Source organism: Peribacillus simplex (assembly GCF_001542915.1).
Lineage (GTDB): Bacteria > Bacillota > Bacilli > Bacillales > DSM-1321 > Peribacillus > Peribacillus simplex_B.
The window spans coordinates 1-15,376 of record NZ_LNNH01000010.1; the positions used below are offsets into that span (position 1 = coordinate 1).

The 15,376-nt window shown below is 44.2% G+C and carries 19 protein-coding genes; 8 read left to right on the top strand and 11 right to left on the bottom strand.

Features of this window, described 5'->3' with window-relative positions:
• Positions 1 to 146: 146 nt before the first annotated feature.
• The gene (locus AS888_RS02595) at positions 147 to 755 is read right to left on the bottom strand and encodes a superoxide dismutase (protein ID WP_061140655.1); all 609 of its coding nucleotides are present in this window, start codon (positions 753 to 755) and stop codon (positions 147 to 149) included.
• A gap of 133 nt (positions 756 to 888) precedes the next feature.
• Positions 889 to 1,374, bottom strand: coding sequence for a DUF456 domain-containing protein (locus AS888_RS02600; protein ID WP_061141025.1), 486 nt, complete (start codon positions 1,372 to 1,374; stop codon positions 889 to 891).
• A gap of 161 nt (positions 1,375 to 1,535) precedes the next feature.
• Between AS888_RS02600 and AS888_RS02605 the strand changes: the two genes are divergently transcribed.
• The 4 genes from AS888_RS02605 (at position 1,536) to ispG (ending at position 4,378) form a co-directional block, all read left to right on the top strand.
• Positions 1,536 to 2,303 (top strand): DUF1189 domain-containing protein, encoded by a 768-nt coding sequence (locus AS888_RS02605; protein WP_185113012.1) that lies wholly within the window; start codon positions 1,536 to 1,538, stop codon positions 2,301 to 2,303.
• A gap of 200 nt (positions 2,304 to 2,503) precedes the next feature.
• Positions 2,504 to 2,647: an anti-repressor SinI family protein gene (locus AS888_RS24830; RefSeq protein WP_081092276.1), complete on the top strand. Its 144-nt coding sequence runs from the start codon at positions 2,504 to 2,506 to the stop codon at positions 2,645 to 2,647.
• Between the two features lie 82 nt (positions 2,648 to 2,729).
• Positions 2,730 to 3,062, top strand: coding sequence for a LysM peptidoglycan-binding domain-containing protein (locus AS888_RS02610; protein ID WP_061140657.1), 333 nt, complete (start codon positions 2,730 to 2,732; stop codon positions 3,060 to 3,062).
• A gap of 203 nt (positions 3,063 to 3,265) precedes the next feature.
• Complete coding sequence (gene ispG / locus AS888_RS02615) at positions 3,266 to 4,378, top strand: flavodoxin-dependent (E)-4-hydroxy-3-methylbut-2-enyl-diphosphate synthase (protein WP_185113029.1); 1,113 nt, start codon at positions 3,266 to 3,268, stop codon at positions 4,376 to 4,378.
• 43 nt (positions 4,379 to 4,421) lie between these two features.
• Here the strand turns inward: ispG and AS888_RS02620 are convergent, their stop codons facing one another.
• Positions 4,422 to 4,892 carry a DUF308 domain-containing protein gene (locus AS888_RS02620; RefSeq protein WP_260320091.1) on the bottom strand — a complete coding sequence of 157 codons (471 nt, stop codon included), beginning with the start codon at positions 4,890 to 4,892 and terminating at the stop codon, positions 4,422 to 4,424.
• Between the two features lie 169 nt (positions 4,893 to 5,061).
• On the opposite strand from AS888_RS02620, the gene AS888_RS02625 reads away from it, so the two are divergent.
• Positions 5,062 to 5,646 carry a 5' nucleotidase, NT5C type gene (locus AS888_RS02625; protein ID WP_061140659.1) on the top strand — a complete coding sequence of 195 codons (585 nt, stop codon included), beginning with the start codon at positions 5,062 to 5,064 and terminating at the stop codon, positions 5,644 to 5,646.
• 35 nt (positions 5,647 to 5,681) lie between these two features.
• Here the strand turns inward: AS888_RS02625 and AS888_RS02630 are convergent, their stop codons facing one another.
• Genes AS888_RS02630 through AS888_RS02640 form a run of 3 tightly spaced genes read right to left on the bottom strand, consistent with a single transcriptional unit; the run spans position 5,682 to position 7,742 of the window.
• Positions 5,682 to 6,107: a Fur family transcriptional regulator gene (locus AS888_RS02630; RefSeq protein WP_061140660.1), complete on the bottom strand. Its 426-nt coding sequence runs from the start codon at positions 6,105 to 6,107 to the stop codon at positions 5,682 to 5,684.
• 15 nt (positions 6,108 to 6,122) lie between these two features.
• Positions 6,123 to 6,956: a metal ABC transporter permease gene (locus AS888_RS02635; protein ID WP_061140661.1), complete on the bottom strand. Its 834-nt coding sequence runs from the start codon at positions 6,954 to 6,956 to the stop codon at positions 6,123 to 6,125.
• 21 nt (positions 6,957 to 6,977) lie between these two features.
• Entirely contained in the window at positions 6,978 to 7,742 is a 765-nt protein-coding gene (locus tag AS888_RS02640; protein ID WP_061140662.1) for a metal ABC transporter ATP-binding protein, read from the bottom strand.
• Positions 7,743 to 7,956: 214 nt separating this feature from the next.
• Between AS888_RS02640 and AS888_RS02645 the strand changes: the two genes are divergently transcribed.
• Complete coding sequence (locus tag AS888_RS02645; RefSeq protein ID WP_061140663.1) at positions 7,957 to 8,217, top strand: DUF2624 family protein; 261 nt, start codon at positions 7,957 to 7,959, stop codon at positions 8,215 to 8,217.
• A 67-nt stretch (positions 8,218 to 8,284) separates the two neighbouring features.
• Here AS888_RS02645 and AS888_RS02650 read toward each other — a convergent pair whose 3' ends face one another.
• Both AS888_RS02650 and AS888_RS02655 read right to left on the bottom strand, forming a co-directional pair.
• Positions 8,285 to 9,178: a deoxyribonuclease IV gene (locus tag AS888_RS02650; RefSeq protein ID WP_061140664.1), complete on the bottom strand. Its 894-nt coding sequence runs from the start codon at positions 9,176 to 9,178 to the stop codon at positions 8,285 to 8,287.
• 12 nt (positions 9,179 to 9,190) lie between these two features.
• Positions 9,191 to 10,504 carry a DEAD/DEAH box helicase gene (locus tag AS888_RS02655; RefSeq protein ID WP_061140665.1) on the bottom strand — a complete coding sequence of 438 codons (1,314 nt, stop codon included), beginning with the start codon at positions 10,502 to 10,504 and terminating at the stop codon, positions 9,191 to 9,193.
• A 457-nt stretch (positions 10,505 to 10,961) separates the two neighbouring features.
• Here AS888_RS02655 and vrrA point away from each other — a divergent pair, with 457 nt between their 5' ends.
• Positions 10,962 to 11,648: a VrrA/YqfQ family protein gene (gene vrrA / locus AS888_RS02660; RefSeq protein WP_061140666.1), complete on the top strand. Its 687-nt coding sequence runs from the start codon at positions 10,962 to 10,964 to the stop codon at positions 11,646 to 11,648.
• A gap of 127 nt (positions 11,649 to 11,775) precedes the next feature.
• Positions 11,776 to 12,720, top strand: a complete 945-nt coding sequence (locus AS888_RS02665) for a 4-hydroxy-3-methylbut-2-enyl diphosphate reductase (protein WP_061140667.1) — start codon at positions 11,776 to 11,778, stop codon at positions 12,718 to 12,720.
• Positions 12,721 to 12,767: 47 nt separating this feature from the next.
• Here the strand turns inward: AS888_RS02665 and AS888_RS02670 are convergent, their stop codons facing one another.
• From AS888_RS02670 to cccA, 3 genes are all read right to left on the bottom strand, one after another.
• Positions 12,768 to 13,886, bottom strand: a complete 1,119-nt coding sequence (locus AS888_RS02670; RefSeq protein WP_061140668.1) for a Nif3-like dinuclear metal center hexameric protein — start codon at positions 13,884 to 13,886, stop codon at positions 12,768 to 12,770.
• Entirely contained in the window at positions 13,883 to 14,590 is a 708-nt protein-coding gene (locus tag AS888_RS02675) for a tRNA (adenine(22)-N(1))-methyltransferase (RefSeq protein ID WP_061140669.1), read from the bottom strand. The genes AS888_RS02670 and AS888_RS02675 overlap by 4 nt, the downstream gene beginning before the upstream one ends.
• Before the next feature lie 216 nt (positions 14,591 to 14,806).
• A complete protein-coding gene (gene cccA, locus AS888_RS02680) occupies positions 14,807 to 15,175 on the bottom strand; it encodes a cytochrome c550 (protein WP_061140670.1) in 369 nt (122 codons plus the stop codon).
• Between the last annotated feature and the right edge of the window lie 201 nt (positions 15,176 to 15,376).

Genomic DNA, 15,376 nt, shown 5'->3' on the forward strand with positions numbered 1-15,376 from the left:
AAGAGCCCAAATCTCGTAACCTTTGGTCAAAATTTCAAAGGAATTTCAAAAGGGGTTCGGAATTTTTTAATTCCGAACCCCTTTTGTCTACAAACTGAGACAGGATCCCACGTAAGGGGATCCTGTCTTTTTTTAATTCCGACTGCTTATTTAGCAGCGTTGTAGCGTTTTGATACTTCATCCCAGTTTACAACATTCCAGAAAGAATTGATGTATTCAGGACGGCGGTTTTGGTAGTTTAGGTAGTAAGCATGTTCCCAAACGTCCAATCCAAGAAGTGGCGTTTTGCCTTCAGATAACGGATTGTCTTGGTTCGGAGTGCTTGTTACTTCCAACTCGCCATTGTTGACTGCAAGCCAAGCCCAGCCAGATCCAAAACGAGTAGTAGCCGCTTTAGCGAATTCTTCTTTGAAGCTGTCGAAGCTGCCGAATTTCGATGTGATGGCATCTGCTAATTCACCAGTTGGCTGACCGCCGCCGTTTGGTGAAAGGATTTCCCAGAATAAAGTGTGGTTAGCGTGTCCGCCGCCGTTGTTGCGAACAGCAGTGCGAACCGCTTCAGGTACTGCATCCAGGTTAGCGACGATTTCTTCAACGCTTTTGCTTAGAAGCTCTTCGTTGCCTTCAAGAGCATTGTTCAAGTTTGTCACATATGTGTTGTGATGTTTTGTGTGGTGAATGTTCATTGTTTCTTTGTCGATGTGTGGTTCCAATGCATCATATGCGTACGGTAATTGTGGAAGTTCAAAAGCCATAATAAAATTCCTCCCTATGTAAGCTGTTTTTTTTTTTGAGGGCTTCAGATAAGATACTGAAGCTCGCTAGCATTAGAGTATCAAATTTTTGTAAACGTTTCAAACCTTATGCCTCGTTTTGCGATTTTATTTCCTATGAGAATACCACGAATAGGAAATATCCAATCATCAGTAGTTGGATGATGCCTTTCGTGATCACACTGCTAATAAAACCAACGACAGAGCCGAGTCCGATTTTAGATGCAGTGACCGGATCTTTTCTATGGACAAGGATCTCTGCCAGAAAGGCACCGATGAAGGGGCCGATCAGGATGCCGAGGAATGGAATCACGAACGGGCCGACAAGAAGTCCGATCGTACTGCCCCAAATACCCGCTTTCGTGCCGCCGTATTTTTTGACACCAACCATGTTTGCGATATAATCCGCCGCGAACAAAAGGATGACGAATAAAATTTGGACGGTCCAGAAAAACCAGCCAAACGGGGCAAAGGAATAAAAAAGACCATAAAGCACGATTCCGCCAAATATGAATAAAACGCTTGGTATGATTGGAAAAATCAGACCGACAAAGCCCATTATGAACATAAGGACAATAATTATCCAAAATAGTGTATCCACAATCAAAACGCCCCTTCTCATTTCATTTAAGTTTGCCTCTATCTCTCCATAATTGCCTCTTTATTGTTAGTTGAAACCAATGACTCTTCATACAGGTTGTTTTATTTTCCCCATATAGTTAAAATTGGTTAGGAATCTTATAAAGTTAGGTGCTGAAAAAATTGAACATATTCAAACAAATTTGGGTAAGCTTATATTCCCCTAAAGATATCGCTTCCTTTCAAAACCAAGGGATCGGCAAAACGATTTTATACGTATTTTTTGTAAGTCTCCTTGCCTTTCTTCCCTCTGCCTTTTATTTCGGTACAATGATCGTTGATGGGATAGATGCCATGCACGAAACAGTCTCGGAGGACTTACCGGAATTCAAGATCCAAAATGGTACATTGACGACAAAAAATGATGAGCCATTTAGCTTGAATAAAGATGGATATCAAATTTTCGTGGATGGAACCGGAACTATGACCCCGGAAGATGTGGCTGAAAAAGCTGACGAGGCTGTGGCCCTTTTAAAATCCGACCTTGTTTTCGTATCCGGGGGCAACGTGCAATCTTCCCCCTATTCTGTACTGGAAGGAGATAATCAGGAAATTTCAGCTTGGCTTGATTCCGTCGAGTCTGTACTGCCGATCATCCTCCCGTTGCTGCTCCTTATATTATACCTGTTCACTGCCAGTGGAATCTTCATAAAAGTGACAATCGTAGCCGCTTTCGGTCTCCTTTTCAAAAATGCCCTTGGCCGTCCGCTTTCATATAGGCATCTTTGGAGAATCGCTGCATACAGCATTACACTTTCGACCATTTTCTTCACCGTCATGGATTCGTTTCACGCCACGGTCCCATTCGCTTCGTTCATCAGCTGGTTCGTCACATTGATGATGCTTTATTTATCCATTAAAGAAACTTCGGCCGATGCCTCCATGGATTGACCAAGAACAGCACAAAGATCAAGTCACTTAGGACTATCCGATCTTTGTGTTTTTTTGCTTTTGAGAGGATCATCAATTCCCTTTTCTTTCATATGACTGCAGTCATCATTTTTTTATATCTCCTTAATTCGACAAAATACTCGGCTAGTTTTACCTATACTGATGTTGATAAATGAATTAGGTTATAAGAGGTGATAAACGTGAAGACAAGTTACCTTGATTTGCAGTGGTTGTCACTCATCATGGAGGCAAAAGAAATAGGTCTGACTCCTAAGGAAATCAGTATCTTTCTTGACTCCTGCTCAAATAAACAGGATGTTGCCCACCCCCCAAAAAATAATTGACGTTGAAAATGCCCATTTTTAGGCATACTATCAGTCCCTTTCAAGTATATTTAAGTAAAGACAAGCTTGGGAGGGTGGAAATTTGAAAAGGCTACTGCTTTTTATTTCATTTTGCTTCACATTATTTATTATTTATTTCGATTTGACTACTGGCACCCTGCCGACTCCACAACCACCAGCTTCCACAGTCCAGCCAGCCGTCCCGGCAAGTCAGCAGCAACCTGCCCCGACTGCAGCTTTCAAAGAAATTACCATGAAACCAGGAGATACTTTACTCTCCATCGTTGAAACGCAAAAAGGCGGGGACAATAAGCCTATGGAAACGATCATTTCCGATTTCCAGAGTTTGAATGAAGGCATGAAGCCTGAAAATATGCAGATTGGCAAAACCTATAAGATTCCTGTTTATAAATAGCCTGAACATGGGGGACCTGCACGTTTTCAAAAGCTCTGGATGACATCGGGATTAAGCATGGAGTATCAAATACTTCTTATTAAAAAAGATATTGCATCCTATTTCCTTGTCATACGGTAAGTACATTGATACAATATTTCAGAGAAACAAATTAAAAATCAAAACTGATTTTTTCCTAAAGGAGAGAATTCCACTTGAGTGAAATCATACATCGCACCAAGACGCGGCCAATTAAAGTCGGAAACTTAACGATTGGCGGCAATAATGAAGTTATCGTACAAAGCATGACAACTACTAAAACACATGATGTTGAAGCAACTGTAGCAGAAATCCTTCGTCTTGAAGAGGCGGGATGTCAAATCGTCCGCGTCGCCTGTCCTGACGAAAGGGCTGCCGATGCAATCCCTGAAATAAAAAAACGGATAAACATTCCGCTTGTAGTCGATATACATTTCGATTATAAGCTGGCACTGAAGGCCATTGAAGGCGGAGCCGATAAAATCAGGATCAATCCTGGTAACATCGGACGCCGCGAAAAGGTCGAAGCAGTCGTTAAAGCGGCCAAAGCGAAAGGCATTCCAATCCGGATCGGGGTCAATGCCGGTTCCCTTGAGAAGAAGATCCTCGATAAATATGGCTACCCAACGGCAGATGGAATGATCGAAAGTGCCCTGCACCATATCAAGATCCTGGAAGATCTCGATTTTCATGACATCATCGTGTCCATGAAGGCCTCTGATGTGAATTTAGCCATCGAGGCATATGTAAAAGCTTCAAAAGCATTCGATTACCCGCTACACTTGGGAATCACCGAATCGGGTACCTTGTTCTCCGGAACGGTAAAAAGCGCCGCCGGTCTAGGTGCGATCCTAAGCCAGGGCATCGGAAGCACGGTGCGTGTTTCCCTTAGCGCGGATCCAGTCGAAGAAGTGAAGGTAGCTAGGGAGCTCCTGAAAGTATTCGGACTTGCTTCCAACATGGCCACTTTGATCTCCTGTCCGACTTGCGGTCGCATCGAGATCGATTTAATCTCCATCGCGAATGAGGTTGAAGAGTACATCCAGACGATTAAAGCTCCGATTAAGGTATCTGTGCTTGGTTGTGCGGTAAACGGTCCTGGTGAGGCCCGTGAAGCTGATATCGGCATAGCCGGTGCCCGCGGTGAAGGATTGTTGTTCAGAAAAGGGCAAATCGTACGGAAAGTGCCTGAAGAAACGATGGTCGAGGAACTGAAAAAGGAAATTGACAAAATTGCTGAAGAGTATTATGAAAAACAAAGAGCGGAAGCTGCCGCTGCAGCTTTATTGAATAAATAAAGCAAAACCCCGATAATCATCATCGGGGTTTTTTGCTTTCTCTTTAAAAGAACGGCAAAATGAATATGCCGACGATGATGGAGAGGGCACCAATGCCGATCGCCCATGTACCCAAGTTCGATCCACGGCTTCGGGCCACTATCCCGACAATGATCCCTGCAATCCCCAGAAGGAAAGGCATCATGAATAACGATAAAATGGAAATGATCAAGGCTACGACACCAATGACTTTTCCTCTTGATGCGACGTCCCCGGAATCATCAGCCCCTACTACAGACTCATCCTTATATGACCTGCTTCTCCGAGGCATGGTTGAAATCTCGGCTGACGCTTCTTCGTGATAACGGTTATCCAAATTGGTCACGGACCCTCGATTTTCATAACGGCGATCATCGGCAGGTTCGTCTTCATTATAATACCGCTCATGATGCGGATCATCGACAATCGTCGGTTCCCTGTCTTCTTTGCTCAATCGTATATCATCGTCAACACTGGAGTATGGATCTTTTTCCATTCGTGCATCCCTCACTTTCGTTTGTAGGAGCAGTTATAGTATATGTAAAAGCCAGGCGATCCAACGTGATAATGGTTTCTTGTCTTGGAAATAAATTAGCGATTTTACCAAAGCCATGATTGTATATGTTACACTATTACAAGTACTTTTAGATGAGGAGAGATTCATCATGAAAAAACGATTTGGCATCGACATAGACGGGACTGTCACAAGACCTGATTCGATGGTCCCCTTTTTAAATAAAGCTTTTCAGCTGAACTTAGCTTATGAAGACATTACGGAGTATGATCTACTCCCATTCGTCAACGTTCCAAAGGAGGATTTCACCAAATGGTTCTTCGAGACGGAGCCGCTCATCTATGCCGAGTCTTTATTGGCTGAAGGGGCGAAGGATGTTTTGGAAAAATGGGCAAAACAGGCCGACCTTTATTTCATCAGTGCCAGGAGCAACCGTTTATTAGATGTGACGAAGGATTGGTTCACTACGAATGAAGTCCTTTATAACCATATTGAGCTTGTAGGCTCACACGACAAAGTGGCGGCAGCCAAGAAATTCGCAGTCGATCTCTTTTTAGAGGACAAGCATGATAATGCGGTGGCCATTTCGGAAGAATGCAAAATACCGGTGATTTTATTCAATACTCCCTACAACCAAGACCCTGTGCCGGAACGTGTCATTCGGGTCAACAATTGGCAGGAGGCCTCTTTCTGGGTGACCAACTGGTTGGCAGAAAAGCCTGTTACCATCAAATAAACAAAAAAACCATTGACTAAAAAGTCAATGGTTTTTTAGGCCTCTACAGATACACTGCATGCGGGACAGCGGCCGTATATTTCAAATTTATGACCCGAGACGTCGTAGTCCTTCAAGCTATCCTCCAGCTCCTGCATCGGGCACACTTCGATTTCTTTCGTTTTACCGCAATTCAAGCAAATGAAGTGATGGTGGTGGGAAGAATGGCCGCATGTAAAACGGAAATGCTTTTCCCCTTCCAACTCGGTCGTTTCAAATATCCCCAATTCAACGAACAAAGAAAGGTTCCGGTAAATCGTATCAAAGCTCAATCCAGGATAATCCTGTTTCATATTCTCCAGCACATCTTTTGCTGTTAAATACTTATCGCTGGAAGAGAAAAGCTGAAGCATCTCTTCCCTCTTCCCAGTATGTTTAAAGCCTTTATCTTTTAGTAATTGCATGGCCGTAGAAACGTTCATAAAACATCACCCCATCTATCGATTTTTCCACTTATCAAACAAAATTGACAAGATGAGAATTAGCACAGCGATTATGACAATCGTGCCGCCAGGAGCGAGATCAAGATTGTATGATAAAAACAAACCGCCAACAACTGAAACCTCACCGAATAAAATTGAGAACCCGATCATTTGCTTAAACCCCTTGGCAAAGCGGAGACTAGCCGCCACAGGAAGCGTCATGAGCGAAGAAACCAGCAATATGCCAATGATTTTCATGGAAGCGGCGATGACCAGGGCTACCATCACGATAAAAATAAAATGGATGGCCTTATAAGGGATTCCTGAAGCCTTGGCATGCTCTTCATCAAATGATAACAGAAATAATTCTTTATACAATAGTGTGAGGGTCAAGACAACGACGATCCCCACTGCCAAGATGACATACAAGTCCGTCCGGCTGACTGCACTGACACTGCCGAATAAATATCCATATAAATCCGTATTGAAGCCGTCTGCAATCGATATGAAAATGACGCTTAGACCCATGCCGCCAGACATAATGATCGGGATTGCAAGCTCTTGGTAATGCTTATAAACCCCTCTTAATTTTTCAATGAATAATGAACCGCCAACCGAAAAGGCCATCCCCATATAGAGTGGATTCAATCCAGCCAGTGAAAGAAAACTCTTCTGCAGCAATAAACTGAACGCTATGCCAGCAAGCGCTACATGACTGAGCGCATCAGAAATCATCGACATCCGCCTCACCACAACAAAAACGCCCACTAATGGCGCAATCGCTCCGATTATGATTCCCGTCAAGAATGCGTTCTGCAAAAATTCAAATTGCAATATCCCCGATATCATTGGGCTATCCTCCAAAACTTTTTAATGATCATGATTTAACAATTGGACGCCATGCCCATAAATGGATGAAAGCTCGCTTTCATCCAGCTCATTATATTCACCGGCATCTCCGTGAAAATGAAGCTTTTTATTCAAGCAGGCAACATGTGTGACTTTATCGGTCACGGTGCCGACATCATGGGTTACCAAAATCAAGGTTATCCCCAACTTTTTGTTCAGCATCTCCAGCATTTCATAAAATTGATGGACATTCTTTGAATCGACTCCGACCGTAGGCTCATCCAAGATCATCAATTCCGGCTCACTGACCAGTGAACGCGCAATGAATACCCTCTGTTGCTGCCCTCCGGACAATTCTCCGATATTGCGGTTCTGATATCCGAGCATGTCGACGGATTCCAGAGCCTTCTTCACCCTTCTTTTATCCTCTTTGCTTGCAAACTTGAATAATCCGATTTTCTTGGTCAAGCCGCTTTGCACCACTTCAAATACGGTCGCAGGGAATCCAGAGTTGAAGGAGTTCGCCTTTTGGGAAACGAACCCAACCTTTTGCCAAGCTTTAAAGCGTCGTATGTCTTCCCCGAATATTTCAATTTTACCTTTTTGGAGTTTGAACAGTCCGAGCAGCAGCTTCAATAATGTCGACTTTCCGGAGCCATTCGGCCCGACGATTGCCAGGAATGCCCCCTTGGGAATTTCAAGCGAAACATGTTCAAGCACCAGATCTTTTGTATATTTGTAAGATACTTCTTCTATTTTAACTATTGGGTTTACTACATTATCCAAAGAGATCACCTATTTTTTAAGAATCATTACGATTAACAATCGTTAGTATAAAACAAAGAAGGGCAGATGTAAAGAAACAGGGCCTCAGGATATATGCCTCTCCACCGTGAATCACCAAAAATGATCAGCCCCGGCAAATTCCCGTGAATCAAACGAAGTTTCATGTTCACATACGCCGTCCTCCCTCATATGTTTTAAAAAAGGAGGAGATCGTTTGAAATTATTCGAAATGATGGTCAATCATAAAATCAATAATATTCGCCCCGATGAACTGCTTTCCCTTGCCAAGCAGCATAAGGTTGCACTTACACAAAAACAAGCACAGGATATCACTGCACTTCTAGCAGGTAAAAATATCAATATTTTTGATATACGCCAAAGGCAAAACGTATTGGGACAAATCAACAAAGTAGCCGGGGCAAGCACAGCCAGGGAAATAGAATCCCTCTTCAACACGCTCACCTCCAACTTTTAACAAGCATTTCCATAATGAAAGGACGATTCATCTCCAATGATGAACCGTCCCTTTACTAGTTATAATATTATTGGCCTTTAATCTTTTCCAGTAAGTCTTCGTCAAATTGACTGCCCTTAAACATATCGATCTCAAATTTATAAGGAGCCTTTTTGTCTTTTTTATCTTCCCCTACATAAGGGGTTTCCAGTATTTTCGGAACGGCACTTAACTGTGGATGATGGACAATATCATTCAACGCTTTGAACCCGATATGGCCGAATCCAATGTTTTCATGGCGATCCTTGCGCATGCCGCGTTCATTTTTGCTGTCATTGATGTGCAGCACCTTGATGCGGTCGATTCCGACCAATTTATCGAATTCATTCAGGACACCATCGAAATCTTCAATGATATTATACCCGGCATCATGAGTATGGCAAGTATCGAAACAAACCGATAATTTTTCATTATGGGTAACACCATCGATGATCATCGCCAGCTCCTCGAAAGACCTGCCGCATTCCGTACCTTTGCCAGCCATCGTTTCCAGGGCGATCTGAACTTTGTCATCCGCTGACAGCACTTCATTCAAACCTTCGATGATCCTTTTGATTCCCAGTTCACTGCCTGCCCCAACGTGCGCACCCGGATGAAGGACGATTTGCCTTGCACCAATCGCTTCTGTCCGATCGATTTCGCTTCGCAGGAAGCTGACACCCAGTTCGTATGTGGCTGGATTGGTCGTATTTCCGATGTTAATGATATAGGGAGCATGGACGACGATGTCGGTTATGCCATTTTCCTCCATATGCAATCTTCCAGCTTCGATATTTAAATCCTCGATTTTTTTACGTCTTGTATTTTGCGGGGCTCCGGTATAGATCATGAATGTGTTGGAGCCATATGAAACCGCTTCTTGACTTGCAGCAAGCAGCATGTTTTTCCCGCTCATTGAAACATGTGATCCAATCTTCAGCATCTGATTACTCCCCTATTTCTTTCTCTGTATACGACGTTCGCGTTTTTTGAAGTTTTCCACATCACGTTGAATTTTCTTCTTGTAACCTGGCTTGACTTTCGTAGGCTTCTTCACATGCCTGCTCGCTTTAACATCGATATCAGATTTCTGTTTCTTACGGTTTTTCCTTTTATTACGTTCTTCTATATCAACCCACTCACCGTTCTGGATATCGGCATCACGAAATTCAATGCCCATTTTTTCCAAACGATTCAATGAGTCTTCATCCGATGTATCATAAATGGTAGTGGCAATGCCTGAATATCCAGCACGAGCCGTCCTTCCCGTCCTATGGATATAAAAATCAAGATCTGAAGGCAATTCATAGTTAATGATATGACTGACGCCTTCAATATCAATTCCACGGGAAGCCAAATCTGTCGCAACGATGAACTGGTACTCCAGATCATTGATTTGCTTCATCATTTTTTTACGCTCACGAGGGGTTAAATCCCCATGAATACGCCCGACATTCAGCCCTTTTTCAATCAAGGAATTAGCCACATGATCCGCCATTTTCTTGGTGTTCGTGAATACGATCGCCAAATATGGATTATAACGGACGATGATATCATGAAGAAGCTGCTCTCTGTTACGGTGGCGCAGCGGTACCAAAACATGCTCAATCTTCGCGGCAGTCGCCTGCTTCGGATTGACTTGAACATACTTCGGATTTTCCATATATTTATTCAAAAACGGCTTTAATTTTTCAGGAATGGTAGCCGAGAAGACAAGCATCTGAATTTTTTCAGCCATACGCGATGCGAATAAATCGACATCTTCAATGAATCCCATGTCCAGCATTAGGTCCGCTTCATCGACTACAAGCATTTTAGCCGTGTAAACCTGAAGCGCCTGGGCCTCAACAAGATCCTTGATCCGGCCTGGCGTTCCGATCACTAGCTGTGGCTGTGTCTTCAACTTATCAATCATCCGCTGTTTATCCGTGCCACCGATAAAACAACGAACGGAAATCTGCTCATCCTCAGGGAAATGGTCAGCAATTTTCAAAGCTTCTTTGTAGATTTGGTTCGCTAACTCACGGGTTGGTGCGGAAATAATCGCTTGAACTTCATTCTTGCCTGCATCAAGCCTATTCATAATCGGCAGCAAATAGGAATGTGTCTTTCCTGTACCTGTCTGAGACTGCCCAATTAAGCTAGTTCCCTTTAAAAGCGACGGAAGCACACGTTCCTGAATCTCCGTCGGCTTATCGAACCCTAAAGTACGAACCGCATCTAGAATGTAGCTTTTCAAATTAAATCGTTCAAATTGGTTTTGTTTCATCAAAAAACTCCTTTATCCTTGTCAGTCATTAGACATGTCCTGTTATTATAATAAATTTCACACAAAAAGCGCAAGCACCTTGGTCAGCTCGCGTATGAAAATAGGGATGGACCCAGAAGGCGCTTTTTGCCTTATGAGGGCGATCATCTTTTTCTCAGCGAGCTTAAGTGCTGGAGCTGGATTCCACAAAAAGCGCAAGCACCTTGGGTGTAGTACACAAAAAGCGCAAGCGCTGGGGCTAGTTCTCTTAAAATGGACTCTTGCAAACGAAAAGCCCCTGTCCTGGTCATAGCGTATCCCCCGCAGACATGGAGCTAAAAGACTACCGTTACCATCTTACCTTCTTTCCGGCCACTTCACAACAGCCCAGTCACTCTTTCCTCAAACCTTTTTTGCCGAGTTGCATATTTTATAGAGAAGAAAACATCAGCAAAGAAAATCAGAGGAGGTGAAACTTATGTTCCCAGATAGAAATCGTCAACCCGGACCCGGTTTCGGGCCACCCCGCGGGCGGAGGATGCAGCAGCCGCCTGTCCCATTCAGGCAGCCGACTCCTATGCCTCAGGCTTTTCAGCCGATGCGGCGGCCAATTGCACCGAATGGACCTCAGGCCCAGCAAGGCCCACAAGGGTTCCGGGCACCATTCGGCCAACAGCAGCGCCAGGATATGCCGCAGGCAAAGAAGGAAGGCCTGCTGTCGAAAATACTTGGCAAGTCCAAACAAAAGGGTGCTCCTCCAAACTTATTCGCACCTGCCGCTTCCAGTAACCAAAGTTCATCCAGAAGCAGCGGAGGAGGAATTCTAGAAACATTAAAAAACCCGGATTCCTTGAACAATATGCTGGCCAATACGCAAAAGGTGCTCCAGGCTGCCGAACAGTTCACCCCCATGGTGCAGCAATACGGACCCGTGATTAAAAACCTTCCGTCCATGTGGAAAGTATTCCGGAGCATATCATCAGCTGGCGATACCGAGAATCAGGAAACATCCGTGGCTGGCGAGCCTGAGTCCGTGACACAAACAAACGTGGAGGAAACCCCGGAGCCGAGTAAAAAGGAGAAACCGCTGGGGGCTGGACCAACCGCACGGGTTCGTCCTGACGGCCAAAGGGAAAGAACGTCCGGACCCAAGTTATATATATGAATTCCCATAAAATTTTACCAATACCTGATTTTATGCAAATAGGATGTTTTGTAATATCATCTATGGTCTTATATAATAGAAAGGTATAAAAAGTGAGAGTTTCTTGCCTTTGAAGGAGGACACATAGATGAAAGTGATTAAAATTTCCCCGCGCGGCTATTGTTATGGTGTTGTCGATGCCATGGTCATTGCCCGTAATGCGGCTTTAGATAAAACATTGCCACGTCCGATCTACATTTTGGGCATGATTGTGCATAACAAACATGTTACGGATGCATTTGAAGAAGAAGGCATCATCACATTGGACGGTAGCAACCGCAACGATATCATCGAACAAGTGGACAGCGGAACCGTCATCTTTACTGCACACGGCGTTTCCCCTGAGATCAGGAAGATCGCTAAAGAAAAAGGGCTGGTGACGCTTGATGCAACATGTCCGGATGTTACCGCAACTCATGACTTGATCCGCGAGAAAGAAGCGGAAGGCTATCAAATCATCTATATCGGCAAGAAGGGCCATCCTGAGCCTGAGGGTGCAGTCGGAGTTGCTCCCGATGTCGTTCACCTGGTTCAAAAAGATGAAGATGTTGAAGCTTTGACACTGAATAGTGATAAGATCATCGTGACCAATCAAACAACGATGAGCCAATGGGATGTATTGGATATCATGGATAAAGTGAAGGAAAAATTCCCGCATGCCGAGGTTCATAAGGAAATTTGTTTAGCGACACAGGTACGTCAAGAAGCCGTTGCCCAGCAAGCTGGCAAAGCTGATGTTTTAATCGTCGTCGGTGATCCCAAGAGCAATAACTCGAACCGACTTGCACAGGTATCCGAGGAAATTGCCAGTACGACCGCCTATAGAATCGCCGATATTTCAGAACTGAAGCTTGAATGGCTGAAAGATGCCCAAACGGTCGCTGTCACTTCCGGGGCCTCCACACCGACCCCGATCACAAAAGAAGTCATCTCATTTTTGGAGCAATATGAACCGAATGATGAATCGACTTGGAATACCGAAAAGAAAACGCCGTTGCATAAAATCCTACCTAAGATTAAAGTGAAGAAATAAACAAAAAAGGCAGCCACAATGGCTGCCCTTTTTTTGTTTCATTTGTTTCAGATGAAACGGAATGGATCTGTATTCACCTGCGATGGAATGAATTCGACATCGAAGTTCCGATCGCGGCACATTTCCCCAAGTATCCGTGCCACGCCTTTTTTCATCACTTTTTCGACATTATGGCCTGGATCGACAATATTCAATCCGAGCATCATCGCGTCATGCGCCGTGTGGTAATACATATCGCCTGTAACATACACATCCGCGCCCTTGAATTTGGCAGCCGTAATATATTTATTGCCGTCTCCGCCAAGCACAGCCACCTTTTTTATCGGACTTTGCCAATCACCGACGACCCGAACCCTATCAACATCAAGTGTCACTTTCACATGGTCGGCAAACTGTTCTAGTGTCATTTCTTCAGCGAGAACACCGATCTTCCCTAATCCAAGCGACTCACCCTGATTCTCAAGTTGGTATATATCGTAAGCGACCTCCTCATATGGATGGGCCTTCAACATGGCTGCCAGCACTTTCTTTTCGATATTCTCCGGGAATACTGTTTCAATCCGGATTTCAGCGACGGCTTCGAGCCTTCCTTGAGACCCAATTACCGGTTCACTGCCTTCACCTGGCAGGAAGCGTCCTGTCCCTTCCAAGGAAAACGAACAATGGCTGTAATTTCCGATCGCTCCTGCACCTGCCTTGCCTAGCGCGTCCCTCAGTTTTTCTTCAGCGGCCATTGGAACATAAACGGCAAGCTTCTTCAGTCGCGTCTCATGAGTGGGCACCAGCACTTGTGTCTCCCGTAATTGAAGCGCCTCGGCAAGTAAATCATTCACGCCGCCCTTGGCAACATCCAAATTGGTATGGGCCGCATAAACGGCGATATCATGTTTAATCAGTTTTTCGATGATACGCCCTCCGGCAGCCATCGTATCGATTCGTTTTAATGGTCTATAAATAAGCGGATGGTGGGCAATGATTAGTTCGACCCCTTGTTCGATCGCTTCATCCACGACCTCTTCGAGCACATCAAGGGCAATCATGACCTTCGTAACGGTCTTGTTGAGCTGGCCGACATGAAGCCCGATCGGGTCTCCGTCCATTGCATATTGCTTTGGGGAGAATTGTTCAAACAACTCAATGATTTGGTTACCATTTACCGTCTTCACCGTTCAAGCACCTCCTCAATTATCGATATTTGCGATTTTAGTTCATGGCGCTTCGTTTCCAGTCCGCTGCGTCCGCTTTCATCCAGCTGTTCGATGATTCTTTCCAGATGCTTTTTTTCAAACTGCCATTTCTTGATGAAGGTGGGACTGAATTCTTCTGTTAAATAGGGACCGAACATGAGACCATTTTGCTTGTTTACACGATATGGCCGAAGCGGGTCCCCTTTTTCGGCAATCAAGATTTCATAAATTTTCCCATCTTCTTCTAGGATTTCTTCGCCACTTAGCTCCCAGCCGTTATCGATCAGCCAGCTGCGCACATTCGCTGCACCGACATTCGGCTGAAGGATCAGCCTTTTTGCAATGCCTAGTTTTTCTTTCCCGCTTTCCAATATGCTGGATATTAAAGTCCCTCCCATGCCGCAAATCGTAATGCAAGTCGCTTCATCGGGATTCAATACTTCCAGTCCGTCTCCTTTACGCACCTCTATCTTGTCCTCAAGCCCCGTCATTGCCACTTGCTTGCGGGCTGACTGATAGGGTCCTTCCACAACCTCGCCGGCAATGGCACGGTCGCACAGCCCGTTACCCACTGCATAGCAAGGCAAGTAAGCGTGGTCGGAGCCTATATCGGCCAGGATGCTTCCTTTAGGGATATGTATGGCAACTCGTTCCAGTCTCATCGATAGTCTTTCATGATTCATATTCATCAACTCTCTTAATTCTAGTAATGTCTTACAGATAATTAGTTTCCCATTCGATTATAACAAGTTCCATGAAAAAATTACAGAAAGAGAAAAGAAGCTTCCCATCACTGGATAGAAGGATACCTTCTTGTACGTGGCTCCCTTTTCATAAATACAAAAAAACCGACCCAAAGCCTCGCCTTCCAACGATTTTTTCGAGTCAGTTTCCGTGCATTATTTCAATCCATGAATATATTTGGCCATGGCGTCAATGTTCTGTTCTTCTACCAAGCCTGCTGGCATGGCGCCACGCCCATTGGTGATGACTTCTTTCACCTGGTCTACCGAAAGACGATCACCCACGCCTTTAAGAGCTGGTCCGACACCGCCCTGATAGGCATTACCGTGACAGGAGATACAGTTTTTCTTATAGATGTCCTCGGGTGAAGCAGAGGCACTGTCAGATTCTTCAGTCTTTGCGCCGCCCTCTTTTTCCTTGGCAAGATCTTTGGCATCACCCAAACCTTTAAACGAAAGTAAAAACATAAGTCCAATACCAAAAACCATGATAATAATAAAAGGCATTACTGGATTGCGATTCATTGTCTTTCCTCCCCTATGTAGAACCTAAACTTACCATATTTAATATTATATACAAACAACTATATATTATTTTACTTGAAAAGGGTTTCAAGTAAAACCCCAAAAATAGAAGATATTATATAATTTCTTAAAATTGTCAAAAATTTATGTATATTTCCAAACATTTCTCTTTAACTTACATATATTTCATAATACCCTGAA